14 protein-coding genes and 4 tRNA genes are annotated in these 14609 nt (G+C 62.5%); 13 read left to right on the plus strand and 5 right to left on the minus strand.

What is annotated here, in order from left to right; all coding sequences use genetic code 11:
- Window position 1 precedes the first annotated feature (1 nt).
- Window positions 2-1387 carry a siroheme synthase CysG gene (gene cysG, locus S7S_RS09025; protein ID WP_008737674.1) on the plus strand — a complete coding sequence of 462 codons (1386 nt, stop codon included), beginning with the start codon at window positions 2-4 and terminating at the stop codon, window positions 1385-1387.
- 6 nt (window positions 1388-1393) lie between these two features.
- On the opposite strand, the gene S7S_RS09030 is transcribed toward cysG, so the two are convergent.
- From S7S_RS09030 to S7S_RS09050, 5 genes are all read right to left on the minus strand, one after another.
- The gene (locus S7S_RS09030; protein WP_008737675.1) at window positions 1394-1669 is read right to left on the minus strand and encodes a hypothetical protein; all 276 of its coding nucleotides are present in this window, start codon (window positions 1667-1669) and stop codon (window positions 1394-1396) included.
- 2 nt (window positions 1670-1671) lie between these two features.
- A complete protein-coding gene (locus S7S_RS09035) occupies window positions 1672-2001 on the minus strand; it encodes a DsrE family protein (protein ID WP_008737676.1) in 330 nt (109 codons plus the stop codon).
- A 1-nt stretch (window position 2002) separates the two neighbouring features.
- Window positions 2003-2392: a sulfurtransferase complex subunit TusD gene (gene tusD / locus S7S_RS09040; RefSeq protein WP_008737678.1), complete on the minus strand. Its 390-nt coding sequence runs from the start codon at window positions 2390-2392 to the stop codon at window positions 2003-2005.
- On the minus strand, window positions 2392-3078 hold the full coding sequence (locus tag S7S_RS09045; RefSeq protein WP_008737681.1) for a Bax inhibitor-1/YccA family protein: 687 nt from the start codon (window positions 3076-3078) through the stop codon (window positions 2392-2394). Before S7S_RS09045 ends, tusD begins: the two co-directional genes overlap by 1 nt.
- Window positions 3079-3260: 182 nt before the next feature.
- A tRNA-Ser gene (locus tag S7S_RS09050) sits at window positions 3261-3350 on the minus strand.
- Between the two features lie 193 nt (window positions 3351-3543).
- Here S7S_RS09050 and S7S_RS09055 point away from each other — a divergent pair.
- The 12 genes from S7S_RS09055 (at window position 3544) to S7S_RS09110 (ending at window position 14551) form a co-directional block, all read left to right on the plus strand.
- Window positions 3544-4380: an SIMPL domain-containing protein gene (locus S7S_RS09055; protein ID WP_041025977.1), complete on the plus strand. Its 837-nt coding sequence runs from the start codon at window positions 3544-3546 to the stop codon at window positions 4378-4380.
- A 49-nt stretch (window positions 4381-4429) separates the two neighbouring features.
- Window positions 4430-4849, plus strand: coding sequence for a CrcB family protein (locus S7S_RS09060; RefSeq protein ID WP_202966536.1), 420 nt, complete (start codon window positions 4430-4432; stop codon window positions 4847-4849).
- Window positions 4842-5267, plus strand: a complete 426-nt coding sequence (locus S7S_RS09065; RefSeq protein ID WP_008737687.1) for a fluoride efflux transporter FluC — start codon at window positions 4842-4844, stop codon at window positions 5265-5267. The genes S7S_RS09060 and S7S_RS09065 overlap by 8 nt, the downstream gene beginning before the upstream one ends.
- Window positions 5268-5396: 129 nt before the next feature.
- Window positions 5397-6041, plus strand: a complete 645-nt coding sequence (gene uvrY / locus S7S_RS09070) for a UvrY/SirA/GacA family response regulator transcription factor (RefSeq protein ID WP_008737691.1) — start codon at window positions 5397-5399, stop codon at window positions 6039-6041.
- 63 nt (window positions 6042-6104) lie between these two features.
- Window positions 6105-7928, plus strand: a complete 1824-nt coding sequence (gene uvrC / locus S7S_RS09075; RefSeq protein ID WP_035204870.1) for an excinuclease ABC subunit UvrC — start codon at window positions 6105-6107, stop codon at window positions 7926-7928.
- 134 nt (window positions 7929-8062) lie between these two features.
- Window positions 8063-8674: a CDP-diacylglycerol--glycerol-3-phosphate 3-phosphatidyltransferase gene (gene pgsA, locus S7S_RS09080; RefSeq protein WP_008737695.1), complete on the plus strand. Its 612-nt coding sequence runs from the start codon at window positions 8063-8065 to the stop codon at window positions 8672-8674.
- Between the two features lie 175 nt (window positions 8675-8849).
- Window positions 8850-8925: transfer RNA gene (locus S7S_RS09085), tRNA-Gly, on the plus strand.
- 119 nt (window positions 8926-9044) lie between these two features.
- Window positions 9045-9118: transfer RNA gene (locus tag S7S_RS09090), tRNA-Cys, on the plus strand.
- 59 nt (window positions 9119-9177) lie between these two features.
- A tRNA-Leu gene (locus S7S_RS09095) sits at window positions 9178-9264 on the plus strand.
- Window positions 9265-9525: 261 nt separating this feature from the next.
- Entirely contained in the window at window positions 9526-13182 is a 3657-nt protein-coding gene (locus S7S_RS09100; protein ID WP_008737696.1) for a response regulator, read from the plus strand.
- Window positions 13179-14087: a CheR family methyltransferase gene (locus S7S_RS09105; protein ID WP_008737699.1), complete on the plus strand. Its 909-nt coding sequence runs from the start codon at window positions 13179-13181 to the stop codon at window positions 14085-14087. Before S7S_RS09100 ends, S7S_RS09105 begins: the two co-directional genes overlap by 4 nt.
- The gene (locus S7S_RS09110; RefSeq protein WP_008737701.1) at window positions 14084-14551 is read left to right on the plus strand and encodes a response regulator; all 468 of its coding nucleotides are present in this window, start codon (window positions 14084-14086) and stop codon (window positions 14549-14551) included. The genes S7S_RS09105 and S7S_RS09110 overlap by 4 nt, the downstream gene beginning before the upstream one ends.
- Window positions 14552-14609: the final 58 nt, after the last annotated feature.

Raw genomic sequence — 14609 nt, forward strand, 5'->3', positions numbered from 1 at the left:
TATGCAGTATCTGCCGGTATCCTGGCGGGTCGATGGACAGTGGGTGCTGCTGGTGGGCGGGGGCGAGATCGCCCTGCGCAAGGCGCGCCTGCTGGCGCGCGCCGGTGCCCGCCTGCGGGTCGTGGCGCCGGAGATCGAGCCGGCACTGGCGGAACTGGTGGACCAGACCGGCGGTGAACGTCTGGCCTCGGTGTTCGAGGCCGCACAACTGGACGGCGTGCAACTGGCGCTTGCGGCCACCGACAGCGACAGCGTCAATCGCGCCGTGTCAGAGGCTGCACAGGCACGGGGCATACCGGTCAATGTGGTCGACAATCCGTCTCTGTGTACCTTTATTTTTCCCGCTATCGTCGACCGCGATCCGCTGCTGGTGAGCATCAGTTCCGGCGGCGCGTCGCCGGTGCTGGCGCGCTGGCTGCGCAGCCGCATTGAATCCTGGCTGCCGGCCCGCTGGGGGGAGCTGGCCAGCCTGATGGGCAGCCGCCGCAAGGCGCTGGCCGAGAAACTGCCGGCGGTGTCGGCGCGCCGGCTGTTCTGGGAAAATGTACTGGACGGCCCGGTGGTGGAACAGAGCCTTGCCGGGCGTTCGCAAGAGGCCGGGGCACTATTGGACAAGGCCATTGAACAGGCCGATGCCGCCACGCTGTCCGAAGGTGAGGTCTATCTGGTCGGCGCCGGCCCCGGCGACCCGGACCTGCTGACGTTCCGGGCGCTGCGCCTGTTGCAGAAAGCCGACGTGGTGCTCTACGACCGGCTGGTGTCACCGGGCGTGCTGGAACTGGCGCGCCGTGATGCAGAGCTGGTCTACGTGGGCAAAAAGCGTTCCGAACATGTGATTCCCCAGAACGAGATCAACGAACTGCTGGTGCAATACGCCCGGCAAGGCAAGAAAGTCTGCCGCCTGAAAGGCGGTGACCCGTTCATCTTCGGCCGGGGCGGTGAGGAAATCGAGCGGGTAGTGGCCGAAGGCATCCGCTTCCAGGTGGTGCCCGGCATCACTGCAGCCTCCGGCTGCGCCGCCTATGCCGGCATTCCACTGACCCATCGGGACCATGCCCAGTCAGTGCGCTTTGTCACCGGGCACCGCAAGGAAAACGGCGAGTTGAATCTGCCCTGGGCGGCGCTGACCACGCCAAACGAAACCCTGGTGTTCTACATGGGGCTGGTAAGCCTGCCGGATATCAGCCGTGGCCTGATTGCCGCCGGCAAGTCGCCGCAGACGCCGGCAGCGCTGGTGTCCCAAGGCACCACGGCGGATCAGCAGGTCGTGACCGGCACGCTGGAAAACCTGCCTGCCCTCGCGGCGCAGGCGCAACTGCCGGCGCCCACCTTGCTGATCATCGGTGATGTGGTAGCGCTGCACGCGCAACTGAACTGGTTCGGCTGACGCGGGTTACGGCCACCAGCTCAGGCAGCGTGGGTGGGATTCGGTGAGCGCGATCAGCGTGGCCCAGTCGATGGCCGCCATGCCATCCGCAGCCAGTACGGTCTCATCCTGCAGCACGTAGCACCGGGTGCCGGTGAACGTCGCACAGGCGGCGGCGTTACCTGCGATAAACACGCCAGCTTCGAGCAGTACCACCTCATCGTTCTCCCCCAGGCACGCGGCCACCTGCGCGAGCAAGTCGGTACGCGAGGGCGAAAAGGCCACCAGATGCAACGTGCTCATCTTCACCACCCCCAGGCGTGGCTGGCCTGTGCCAGCAGCGCGGGCAGGGCATCGTCGTTCACTGCAGTGACTGGCACGAACGGCGTCACCGTTTCCAGCGCACTGTGTGGCGCCGCGCAGGTGATGCCGTAATCGGATAACGCATTCAGCAACTCGGTGATATCGCGACGGCCGGTGGCCGGCCCGTGGCCGATCAGGTGCTGGATGGCCTCACCCAGAAACAGCAACGTCACGGATTGCCCGAAGGCGGCCAGCGTCAGCGCCATGTCCAACAGTTCGGCCAGGCTGTCGTCCTGATGGGGTGGTGTGCGGCAAATCAGCAGGGGAGACATGTCAGCGTCCGAAACTCATGACCCGGTCGCTCACGGCCACCGCCTCGGCCCACTGGCCCAGGCCGGAGAGAACGAATTCGGGGGCCAGGTTGTCACCCTCCAGTTCAAGCCGGGCGGCTTCGTCGGCATCAACGATACCGCGCCGCAGGGCGGCACCGATGCAGACCACGGCGTCGAGTTGATGATCACGAATGAAGGCACGCCACTGGGCACAGATATCCACTTCGCCCGCGCTCACGCTGGTGAGCCGGTTGGCGAGCAGTACGCCCTGGCGATAGAAGAAAATACGGAAGAGGGTGTGGCCCCGCGCCAGCACCGCCTCGGCGGCGCGCAGCGCGGTGGTGGCCGCCTGGCTGTCAGGCCCGGCGGTCACCAGCAGGCTGTACTGCATCAGTCATCGCCACCCAGGGCGGTAAGCAGGTGCAGCAGGCTGAGGAACAGGTTGTACAGGGAGATAAACAGCGTCACGGTGGCGCGGATGTAGTTGGTCTCACCGCCATGGATGATGGCGCTGGTCTGCCACAGGATCAGCAGCGACGACAGCAGGGCGAACATCCCGGATACGGCCAGCGACAGCATCGGCAGGTTAAAGAACAGGCCGACCAGCCCGCAGACGAAGGCCACGATCAGGCCCACCATCAGGAAGCTGCCCATGAAGGAGAAATCCTTCCGGGTCACCAGTGCGATGGCCGACATCACGATGAACACCGTCGCTGTCATGCCGAGCGCCAGCGTCACGGTTTCCATGCCACCGGGCACGCTGGCGTAGGCATTGATGATCGGGCCGGTGGTGAAACCCAGCCAGCCAGTAATGGCGAACACGGTGAGGATGCCCCAGCCGCTGTTCTGCAGCTTGGCGTTGGCGAACAGCAGTGCGAAGTACACGCCGATCACGATAAACGGGTTGATGAAACCGATATTGGACGCCATGGCGAACCAGGCTGCCGCGGCAGACACCGCCAGCGACATGGCCAACAGGCCGTAAGTGTTGCGCAGTACGCTGGCAGCCTGCTCGCCGCCGACAATCGGGCCGGCAGTAGCGGAGGTGGGCGCAGCGTAACGGTAATCCTTATCCATAGGTCGGGTTCCCCAAAATGCACATCAGTTCCCGGATAATAGAAGCGGGCGCCCTAAAATCCAAGGCATTCCGGCATCATAGTGTCAGTTTGTGACACTGGGTGACATGGGCGTCCATATCGGGCGCTGGCAGTGGCGAGGTTTTCCAGGCTGGGATAAAGCGATGACAGGCACAATGGAAGTGGCGGAGAGGGTGGGATTCGAACCCACGGAGGACGTTAATCCTCGACGGTTTTCAAGACCGTTGCATTCAACCGCTCTGCCACCTCTCCGGGAAGCTTCGCTGCGGCAAGCGAATGAGCAGGCATGATAAACAGGTGAGCAGGACAGTCAACCAGAAAAGGCGCCCGCGACGTTCGCGGAACACCAGAGGGGGGTTGTTGCGTTGCGGGCGTGCCGTGTAACCCTTGCATCGCCATGTGCTCTCTGGCCATATGCGGACAATCATCCACGTGAGGGAGCACCATGCATCCTGTCTCAGCTTTTGCCGCCATCAGCCTGCTTGCCCTGACGGCCTGTGCGCCGCCACAGGACAAGGCCGACGAACGCCGTCCCACCATCGAAGTGCTCGGCCGCGCCTTCGTGGAGCAGGCCCCCAACCGCGCCCGCTTCAATGTCGAGTTTGAGGAAAAGAACGAACACAGTGCAGCGGCATCCGCCGCCGTGGTGGAGCGCGCCAACCGCGCCGCCGAGGCGATCCGGCTGGCCAGCGATGGCGAGGTGCGCATTACCTCCAATCTGGATGTACGGCCTTATTACCGGCAGGTGACACGCCGCCTGAATGAGTTCAACGAGCAACTGGTGGAGAACGTGCATCCGGATGCGCTGCTGGGGTATGTGGCCCGTGTCAGTGTCAATGTGGAAGTGCTGGACCCGGAACAGGCCGCCGCTGCCCGCGGGGCGGCATTGGCGGCCGGGCCGGTACAGTCGTCGGCGCTGGGGTTTTATCTTGAACCGACCGCCGAAGGGCAGCGAGCGGCCTATGAAGCGGCGGTCGAGGACGCCCGGCAGCGTGCCGAACTGGCCGCGCAGGCGGGCGGCGCCACGCTCGGGGCGCTGCAGTGGTTGCAGGAAGGGCAGGGGCCGTGTCTTGGCACGCCGGCGGCCGAGACCGGTTATCGGGGTGGGGCGGTGGCGTTTTCCCGCGCGACGGCGGAAGTCGCCGCCGCACCGCTGCCGCCACGGGATGCGTCGCCACAGCAACTGGCGGCCGCCGCCGAGCAGTTCGCCCTGGCGGCGGATTTGCAGCCGCAGCGGATCGAAGGCCGTGTCTGTGCGCTCTACACCCTGAAAGCGGACTAACCGGAAAGCGGCTAACATTCCGGCCGATGTGGACCCGATGGACGCGCTGATGACCGCTACGCAGTTCCCCGCCATATTGCCGAGCCTGACCGGGCTCGGCCTGGTGGCCCTCGGCGGTGCCGCCGGTGCCGTGGCCCGTTATCACATGGCAGCAGCCATCGAGCGCCGCCTGGGCACGGCGATGCCGTGGGGCACGCTCGTCGTGAACCTCAGTGCGGCGCTGCTCGCAGGCGGGCTGCTGGCGTTGTTCAACCTTGGCCGCCTGCCGGTACCCGCTGGCTGGTTGTTGCTGATTGCCGGGTTGCTGGGCAGCTATTCGACGGTGTCGTCATTCAGTATCCAGACGCTGGTGCTGGCCCGGCAGCACGGCTACCCGCTGCGGGCGTTGCTGTATGTACTGCTGTCGGTGACGGGGTGCCTGGTGCTGGTGACGGGTGGGTACCTGTTGGGAGTCTGGTGCTGTGGCTGAGATACCGCGCCCGCCGGTACCCGGTATCGCCCTGACGCTGATGGTGGCACTCGGTGGCATGCTGGGCGCCAGTGCCCGCTGGGGGCTGGGTGTGTGGCTGCACGGCGGCGGCTGGCCCTGGGGGACGCTGACCGCCAATGTGCTGGGGTCGTTCCTGATCGGCCTGGTGGCGGCGCTGACCCTGCCGGGCGGCCGTTGGCGACTGCCACCGGCCTGGCAGCAGTTCTGGGTCACCGGGGTTTTCGGTGGCTTTACCACCTTCTCGTTTTTCAGCCTGGAAGTGCTGGCCATGTTCCAGGCGCAGGCCTGGGGGCTGGCCGGCGGCTATGTGCTGGCGTCGGTATTGGCGTGGCTGCTTGCTGTGGCCACCGGCTATACCGTCGGCCAGCGCTTCAATCCCCGTGATGGCACGCTGTGACCCCGCTTCTAATCCCCTTCGGGCGGCTGTAATCTGTAGCCAGCCGCCGCGTGGTGCGTTGTCCGGTATGGCTTACCAGGCACCCGCAAGCGTGAATCACGTCAGGGATGACAATAAACGGAGACAACAATGATCAAGGTTATGGTGGTCGATGATCATGACCTCGTGCGCACCGGTATTGCGCGCATGCTGGGGGATGTCGAGGGTATCCGCGTGCTGGCGCAGGCGGACAGTGGTGAAGAAGCCGTGCGTCTGGCCCGCGACCTGGAGCCGGATGTGGTGCTGATGGACGTCAAGATGCCTGGCATGGGAGGCCTGGAAGCGACCCGCAAGATGGTGCGCGCCAATGACGGCATTCGTGTGATTGCCGTGACCGTGTGCGAGGAAGAGCCGTTCCCGTCCCGGTTGCTCAAGGCCGGTGCGGTGGGCTACATCACCAAGGGCGCCGACATCGAGGAAATGGTCCGTGCCATTCGGGTAGTGAATGCCGGGCAGCGTTATATCAGCCCGCACATAGCCCAGGCCATGGCCCTGAAACCCTACACGCCGGAGGCGACCCCGTTCGAGCTGCTGTCCGAGCGTGAGCTGCAGATCATGATGATGATCGTCAACTGCCACAAGGTGCAGGACATTTCCGACAAGCTTTGCCTGTCACCGAAAACCGTCAACACCTATCGCTATCGCATCTTCGACAAATTGAGCATCACCAGTGACGTGGAGATGACCTTGCTCGCTGTGCGGCATGGTATGCTCGACACCGAACTGGCGGTCTGACAGCGCTGCTGGCCGGTCGCCGGCGTCCGTTCCGTTTTCATGACACAGTCTGGCTGAAAGACCTTGGCGACCGAGTTCGATTCCGCGACATTCCTCCGACATTGCAGCCGCAAGCCAGGCGTGTACCGCATGCTGGATGCGGACGGCAAGGTGCTGTACGTGGGCAAGGCCCGCGACCTGAAAGCGCGCCTGAACAGTTACTTCCAGAAACGCGTTGATGCGGTAAAAACCCGCGCCCTGGTGGCGCGGGTGGCCGGCGTCCAGACCACCGTCACCAGCGATGAAACCGAAGCGTTGCTGCTGGAACAGGCGCTGATCAAGGAATTGCGGCCGCCGTATAACGTGTTGCTGCGCGATGACAAATCCTATCCCTACATTCGCATCAGCGTGGAGCAGACGTTTCCGCGCGTGGGGTTCCATCGCGGCAAGCGCAAGGAGGGCACACGCTATTTTGGTCCGTACCCGAGCGCCGGCAGCGTCCGCGAAGCCCTGAATGTCGTGGAGAAGGTATTCCGCCTGCGCAATTGCCGTGACAGTTTTTTCCGCAACCGCACGCGCCCCTGCCTGCAATACCAGATCAAGCGCTGCACTGCGCCCTGTGTCGGGCTGGTCAGCGAGGAGGATTATCGTCGCCAGGTAGCGCTGGCCATTGATTTCCTCGACGGCCGCGATGCCCAGGTCACCAGCGGGCTGGAGCAGCGCATGGCCGCTGCGGCCGAGGCGCTGGATTTTGAGCGGGCGGCGGAATTGCGTGATCAGATCGCGGCCATCCGGCTGGTGCAGCAGAAGCAGTATGTGGATACCGACCGGGGCGACGTGGACGTGATCGCCGTGCTGGCCCGCCATGGCCTGGCGGTGGTGGAAATCCTGGTAGTGCGCCAGGGCAGGGTGCTGGGTCATCACAGTCACTTTCCACGCGTGCGCGCGGACGATGATGAAGAGGAAATCCTCGAGGCATTCCTGTCGCAATATTACCTGGGTGACAGCGGCGATCTGGCGCTGCCCGCCGAGGTGATTGTCGACCGCCCGGTGGAGAGCCTGGGCGCGCTGGCCGACGCGCTACGCGCTGCGAAAGGGCGCAAGGTCCGTTTTGCGAGTGCGGTGCGTGGCGAACGCCTGGCGTGGCTGCGCATGGCGCGGGAAAACGCCGAGCAGACCATCATCACCCAGCTCACCAGCCGCGATAACATGGCCCAGCGCTACGCGGCGCTGGCCGAATTACTGGCCATGCCCGCGCCCCCGGCGCGCATTGAGTGCTTCGACATCAGCCACACGGGGGGCGAGCAGGCAGTGGCGTCCTGTGTCGTGTTCGGGGCGGAAGGGGCGATCAAGGGCGATTATCGCCGCTTCAATGTGGCGCCGGCGCAGGGCGGTGATGATTACGCCGCGCTGGCCGAGGCGGTGACGCGCCGCTATCAGCGCGTGACGCGTGAAGGCAAGGCGTTGCCGGAGCTGCTGCTGATTGATGGCGGCAAGGGACAGGTGAAAAGCGTGATGACCGCCCTGGAAAGCATCGGCCTGGGTCATATGTACGTGCTCGGTATCAGCAAGGGGCCGTCACGCAAGGCCGGGCTGGAAGTGCTGCATCGCAGCGACGGGCGTGAACTGACACCGCCGGCGGACAGCCCGGCCTTGCATCTGTTGCAGCAAGTGCGGGATGAGGCGCACCGCTTTGCGATCACCGGCCACCGGGCCCGGCGCGGCAAGGCACGCAACGCCTCCGTGCTGGAGGAAATACCCGGTATCGGCCCGCGCCGCCGGCAGCAATTGCTGCATCATTTCGGCGGCCTGCAGCAGCTGCGCAATGCATCGGTCGAGTCCCTGGCGGGGGCGCCGGGCATCAGCCGCAGCATGGCCGAATCCATCTACGCCTGGCTGCACGAATGACGCTCCGGATGGCCAGCCGTGATTGCCCGGGCATATTGCTGCATAATGGCGCGCTGCCCACAGGGGCATTCCTGGCCTGCCAGCCGGCACGCGGGAAGTACGCCCAATTCTGATCAGAGATGAGCCCGTAATGCATGCCGGATAAACACAACGTGCCACCAAGCCTGAATCTGCCGAATCTGATGACCCTGGCGCGGCTGCTGTCGATTCCGGTGTTCGTCGGTGCCTTCTACCTGCCGCTGAGCTGGAGCGGCTGGCTGGCGGCAGGCATTTTCCTGGTGGCGGGCATCACCGACTGGCTGGATGGCTATCTGGCCCGCCGCATGCAGCTCACCAGCCGCTTCGGGGCCTTTCTGGACCCGGTGGCGGACAAGCTCATGGTGGCTGCCGCGCTGGTGCTGCTGGTGCAGAACCACGGCACTGCCTGGATGGCGATCCCCGCACTGGTGATCATTTCCCGTGAAATCGCAGTCTCGGCGTTGCGGGAGTGGATGGCGGAAATCGGCCAGCGGGCGAGGGTGGCCGTGAGCTGGGTCGGCAAGGTGAAAACCGTGGTGCAGATCATTGCCATCACCGCGCTGCTGGTGCAGACGCCCGGCAAGACCAAGGCGGGCGATCTGCTGATGACCTGGGACCTGTGGGTGTCCTACACGCTGCTGTATGTGGCGACGGTGCTGACGCTGATGTCGATGATGAGTTACCTGCGCGCGGCCTGGCCGGAGTTGTGGCCGCGCCGAAAAGGCTAAAAAGACGCCAGTTTTCAGCGTTGGCGCTCAAAGATTCGGCACTTGAACGGCGAAACGGAATGTTGGCTTGACAGGGTGACGACCTGCGGTAGAATCCTCGCCGCTGTCAGGGCATTGCCATACAGGCGATTTCCGGGCGATGATGGACCTCCGTTATCGGCAGCAAACACAATATGCGGGAATAGCTCAGTTGGTAGAGCGCAACCTTGCCAAGGTTGAGGTCGCGAGTTCGAACCTCGTTTCCCGCTCCAGATTCAGACCAGGCCCGTTCCAGGCGGGACGGGCCGGTCAGAAACCTCGGCCCAACCGGGGTTTTTGTTTTCCGGGGCAGTGCTTTTTCGGCACCGATTTTCCGGTAATCCAGTTTCACGGCGCGGTGGCAGAGTGGTTATGCAGCGGACTGCAACTCCGTATACGCCGGTTCGATTCCGACCCGCGCCTCCATATCTTTAAAGCAGTCCTCAAGCAGTTTCCGGACCGGCCATCCGGACCGGTCTCACCCTGCCCGGGTGGCGAAATTGGTAGACGCATGGGACTTAAAATCCCTTGTCCTTCGGGGCGTGCGGGTTCGAGTCCCGCCCCGGGCACCAGATTCCTGATCTGCCCGCGAAATGCCAACTCCGTCACAATCCCCATGATGCCATCATAATGGCATCACAAAATCCTTATAAATCAGCAGCCTGAAAGCGATTTTTCAAGCATCTTCTTTATTGTCTCGCCTTGATTGTATCTGCTAGCCTACGACATTCGGCTGACCATGATGTCATCCGCCAGAACAACTATTTCAACCGCCCCCAAGGCGGTGACTACGGGAACGGCCTGCCGCACGGCACGTTGTTGAGGGGACCCTGATGAACTGGTTTACCAATCTGTCCATCCGACTGAAGATCCTGTCGGTGGCCGCGATGGGCATTCTGGCGTTTCTGGCCTATTTCGTTTACGGCTTTTATAACAACGAAGCCAACATTCGCCAGATCTCCACCATCGAGCAAACGGACGTTCCGGTGCTCGAGAATATCAACGAAAGCAATCTCGCCTACGCGGCCGTGCGCGAAGCCTTTATCCAGGCCCTGAATCAGGAAAATGATGAACTGTTCGTCGAGGCCCACAGCCTGGCCTGGCGCTACAAAGAAGCACTCAGCCGCATCGCGGATATCAACCCCACCGTCCATGACGATGTCGAGGCATTGATCGAGCTGGTCGACAGCTATCTGGCCGAAGCCGACGCCCTGGCACAACTGACCATGAGCCACACGGCGTCGCCGCAGGCCATCGAAAGCCAGCGCCAGCGTGTACTGACATTGCAGTCGCAGTATGAAGCCCGGCAGCGCGCTTTTGAGCAGGGACGCTACGAGGCATTCCGCAACAAGCTCAGTGTGTCGCGCGAAGACAGCCGCAATATGCAGTATGTCGGGCTGGGCATCAGCATCCTGACGTTTGTGCTGCTGAGCCTGATTGCCTGGCGCGTGACCCGCAGTATTACCAAGGGGCTGCGTTACGCCGTGGTGGCCGCCGACGATATCGCCCAGGGCAACTGGGATGCAGATATCCAGGTGCGCAGCCGCGATGAAACCGGGCGGCTGCTGTATGCCATCCGGCGCATGCGTGACGCGCTGAAGACAGCGCGCGATGAAGACCGGCGCAGTGAGCGCCTGAAAAGCCAGTTGGCTGAATTCAACGACACCATGCGCGGCGACATGACGCTGCAGCAATTGGGCAACAACGTGCTCAATTATATGGTGCCGGCCATGCACGCCCAGGTCGGTGCCTTTTATATGTTTGATGACCAGAGTGGCACGCTGCGTCTGAACAGTTCTCACGCCATGGAGCGTCGCAAGCACCTGGCAGGTGATTTCAGTCTGGGTGAGGGGCTGGTGGGTCAGTGCGCGCTGGAGCAGAAACAGATTCTGCTCAGCCGTGTGCCGGAGGATTATCTCAGCGTGACGTCGGCGACGGGGTCGGCTACACCACGCAATGTGATCGTGACGCCGATCGTGCATGAGGATGAGCTCAAGGGCGTGATCGAAGTGGCCGCCTTCCGCGAGTTCGATGAGGACGATCTCAACTTCCTGCAACAGGCAGTGCGTGCGCTGGCGATTTCTGTGCACACCGCGCAAAGCCGCGTGCGGCTGGCACAGATGCTGGAACAGACCCGGCTGCAGGCGCAGGAGCTGGAGCAGCAGAAACGTGAGCTGGGACAGGTCAATGCAGATCTGGAGCAGCAGGCGATGGATCTCTCTGCCTCCGAGTCGCGCCTGCAACAGCAGCAGGAAGAGCTGAAAGCCATCAACGAGGAACTGGAAGCCCAGACCCAGGCGCTGCGCGCCTCGGAAGAAAGCCTCCAGGCCCAGCAGGAAGAATTGCGTGTCACCAACGAGGAGCTGGAAGCCCAGGCGCGGCTGATGTCCGAGCAGAAGGCCGAGGTGACGAAGAAGAACCGCGAGCTGGAGCTGCTGCGGCAGGAGCTGGAAGAAAAAGTACGCGAACTGGAAATGTCCTCGCGCTACAAGTCCGAGTTCCTGTCCACCATGTCGCACGAGTTGCGCACGCCGCTGAACAGCATCCTGATCCTGTCCAATGCGCTGAGCGAGAACAAGCGCGGCAACCTGGATGAAAAACAGGTGGAGCATGCCTCGGTGATCTACTCGGCGGGCACAGACCTGCTGTCACTGATCAACGACATCCTCGATATTTCCAAGATCGAGGAAGGCAAGATGGAGCTGGTCATCGACGATATCAGCCCGCAGGAATTGTCCGAGCATTTCCGCCGCAACTTCTCCCACGTGGCCGAGAACCGCGGGCTGTCGTTCCATGTCCAGGTCGAGGACAACATGCCGGCGCATTTCTTCACCGACCGTCAGCGGCTGGAGCAGGTGCTCAAGAACATGCTGTCCAATGCGCTCAAGTTCACCGAGCAGGGCAGCGTGACGCTGAAACTGGACGTGCCGGCCGAGGACGAGCGGCTGCCGTCGCGGCATCTGGTGAAAGGCGAGACGATGCGTTTCTCGGTGATCGACACCGGCATCGGTATCGCGCCGGACAAGCAGCAGCTGATCTTCGAGGCGTTCCAGCAGGCCGATGGCACCACCAGCCGCAAATACGGCGGCACTGGCCTGGGGCTGACCATTTCGCGTGAGCTGGCACGGCTGCTCGGCGGTGAAATTGCCATTCACAGCGATGGCGAAGGGCAGGGCTCCACCTTCATGCTGTACCTGCCCATCGGCAGTGAAGATACCGTCGAGGTTGAAGCAGAACCCGAGCAGGCGCCGTCACCGCTGGGGGCGATGCTGGCCGAGATCGTGCAGCCGCTGCCGGAAGATGGTTTCCTGGTGCGTGAAAAGAGCGTACTGATCATCGAGGATGATACCGACTTCGCCAACGTGCTGGTCGACCTGGCGGCAGACTATGGCCTGGAAGGGCACGTGTGTGCCGACGGGGAAAGCGGGCTGGAATACGCCCGCCACTACCGCCCCAGCGCCATCATCCTCGATATCGGCCTGCCGGGCATGGATGGCTGGGAAGTGATGGAGCGGCTCAAGGCCGATCCACGCAGCAAGGATATTCCGGTGCATTTCCTGTCCGGCAAGGACGAACGGAAAAAGGCGCTGGACCTGGGTGCCATTGATTTCCTGACCAAGCCGGTCAACAAGGACCAGATACTGGGTGCATTCGCCAAGATCGAGACGGCCATTTCCAAGAATGTGCGCCGGCTGCTGGTGGTTGAGGACAGTGAAATCCAGCACGAGGGCATCCGCGAGCTGTTTGACCAGAAAGGTGTGGAAATCACCGCGGCTACCAACGGCACCGATGCGCTGCAAGCGCTGCGCAATCAGGTGTTCGACTGCATGATCCTTGACCTGACATTGCCGGACATGAGCGGTTTCGAGTTGCTGGAAACGATCCACAACAGCGCTGATTACGACAGCGTCCCGGTGATCATCTATACCGGCAAGGACCTGACCCGCGAGGAAGAGGCGCAACTGCGCAAGTATGCCGACCGCATCATCCTCAAGACCGAGCGTTCCTCCGAACGGCTGCTCAATGAAGCCTCGCTGTTCCTGCACTGGCTGGAATCCACATTGCCCGGGCATTCGCGCAATGCCGCGCAGGCAGTCGAGCATCGCGATGACGTGTTCGAGGACAAGCGCCTGCTGCTGGTGGATGATGACATGCGCAATATCTATGCACTGTCCGCGCAACTGGAAGAACTGGGCTTTGACATCACCATCGCCAATAACGGCCGGGAGGCGTTGGAAGCCCTGGATGAGGCACCGGACATGGACATCGTGCTGATGGACATCATGATGCCGGAAATGGACGGCTATCAGGCGATGGGCGAGATCCGCAAGCAGGATCGCTTCGGCCGGCTGCCGATCCTGGCGCTCACCGCCAAGGCCATGAAGGACGACCGCGCCAAGTGCATTGACGCGGGCGCGAACGACTACTGCTCGAAACCGATCGACATGGCCAAGCTGACGTCCCTGATGCGGGTGTGGTTGCACAAATGAGCGAAGAACCGGTAGCGCCTTACCAGGCCCGGCCCACCGAACCACCGGTGCAGGTGACCGATGAGCAGGTGAACATCGAGGATATCGAGATACGGTTGCTGCTGGAGGCGATCTACCAGCTTTACGGGTACGACTTCCGCAGCTACAGCAAGGCGTCATTGCGGCGCCGCGTCATGCACAGGCTGGGCATGTCCGGGCTACCCTCGATCATGGCGATGACCGACCGGGTGCTGCGCGACCAGGCGTTTTTCGTCACGTTGCTGAATGACCTGACGGTGAACGTCACCGAGATGTTCCGTGACCCGGAATTCTATCGCGCCTTCCGCGAGGAGGTGGTGCCGGTACTGAAGACGTTTCCGTTCATCAAGATCTGGCATGCCGGGTGTGCTACCGGCGAAGAAATCTACAGCATGGCGATCCTGCTCGAGGAAGAGGGGCTGTTCGACCGCGCCATGCTGTATGCCACGGACATCGACAAGAATGTCCTGGCGGCGGCGAAGAAGGGCATCTATTCCTACGCTGCCATCAAGGTTTACAGCGACAACTATCGTCGCGCGGGGGGCAAGGCATCCCTGGCGGATTACTACACCGCCAAGTACGACGGCGTGATCATGGATCAGCGCCTGAAACGCAATATCGTCTTCGCCGACCACGACCTGGCCACTGACCAGGTGTTTGGTGAAATGAACGTGATTGTCTGCCGCAATGTCCTGATCTACTTTGACCGGGACCTGCAGCAGCGCGTTTTCAGGCTGTTCCGCGATAGCCTGGATATGGGCGGTTATCTGTGCCTGGGCACCAAGGAAAGCCTGCGGTTTTCCGGGTGTGAAGAGCATTTTGAGCCGGTGGTGGGGGATCTGCGCATCTTCCGCAAGCGGCAGTTGATGAAAAGAGATACGCGATGATTGAGCAAAGCATACTGATGGTGGACGACCAGCCCGCGAACCTGGTCTCCCTGGACGCCATCCTGGAAGCGCCCGAGCGTCGTCTGCTCAAGGCGCACTCAGGCCCCGAGGCGCTGAAAATTCTGCTCAAGGAAGATATCTCGCTGGTACTGCTGGACGTGCAGATGCCGGGCATGGACGGTTTCGAGGTGGCCGAGCTGATGCGGCAGCGGAAGGACACGCAGACCATCCCGATCATCTTTGTCACTGCCATCAGCAAAGAGCAGAAGTACGTATTCCAGGGTTACCAGGCCGGTGCGGTCGACTACCTGTTCAAACCGCTCGACCCGCTGATCCTGCAGAGCAAGGTCAATTTTTTCCTGCAGCTGGACCGGCAACGGCGTGAGTTGCAGGCAAAGCTCAAGGAGGCGCAGGCCTATCGGGCTGCGTACGAGGCAGAAAAACAACGCGGCCAGAAAAACTGACAGCATCGATGGCCGCACGGATGCAACACGGCATGGAGCAGCTCAGGCGTCGCGTTGG

The sequence above is a fragment of the Isoalcanivorax pacificus W11-5 genome, from assembly GCF_000299335.2.
GTDB lineage: Bacteria > Pseudomonadota > Gammaproteobacteria > Pseudomonadales > Alcanivoracaceae > Isoalcanivorax > Isoalcanivorax pacificus.

Bases quoted from the DNA above. Each gene is read 5' to 3' on its own strand.
- cysG (WP_008737674.1), top strand. From the start codon at position 2: ATGCAGTATCTGCCGGTATCCTGGCGGGTCGATGGACAGTGGGTGCTG.
- S7S_RS09030 (WP_008737675.1), bottom strand. From the start codon at position 1,669: ATGAGCACGTTGCATCTGGTGGCCTTTTCGCCCTCGCGTACCGACTTG.
- S7S_RS09035 (WP_008737676.1), bottom strand. From the start codon at position 2,001: ATGTCTCCCCTGCTGATTTGCCGCACACCACCCCATCAGGACGACAGC.
- tusD (WP_008737678.1), bottom strand. From the start codon at position 2,392: ATGCAGTACAGCCTGCTGGTGACCGCCGGGCCTGACAGCCAGGCGGCC.
- S7S_RS09045 (WP_008737681.1), bottom strand. From the start codon at position 3,078: ATGGATAAGGATTACCGTTACGCTGCGCCCACCTCCGCTACTGCCGGC.
- S7S_RS09055 (WP_041025977.1), top strand. From the start codon at position 3,544: ATGCATCCTGTCTCAGCTTTTGCCGCCATCAGCCTGCTTGCCCTGACG.
- S7S_RS09060 (WP_202966536.1), top strand. From the start codon at position 4,430: ATGACCGCTACGCAGTTCCCCGCCATATTGCCGAGCCTGACCGGGCTC.
- uvrY (WP_008737691.1), top strand. From the start codon at position 5,397: ATGATCAAGGTTATGGTGGTCGATGATCATGACCTCGTGCGCACCGGT.
- pgsA (WP_008737695.1), top strand. From the start codon at position 8,063: ATGCCGGATAAACACAACGTGCCACCAAGCCTGAATCTGCCGAATCTG.
- S7S_RS09100 (WP_008737696.1), top strand. From the start codon at position 9,526: ATGAACTGGTTTACCAATCTGTCCATCCGACTGAAGATCCTGTCGGTG.
- S7S_RS09105 (WP_008737699.1), top strand. From the start codon at position 13,179: ATGAGCGAAGAACCGGTAGCGCCTTACCAGGCCCGGCCCACCGAACCA.
- S7S_RS09110 (WP_008737701.1), top strand. From the start codon at position 14,084: ATGATTGAGCAAAGCATACTGATGGTGGACGACCAGCCCGCGAACCTG.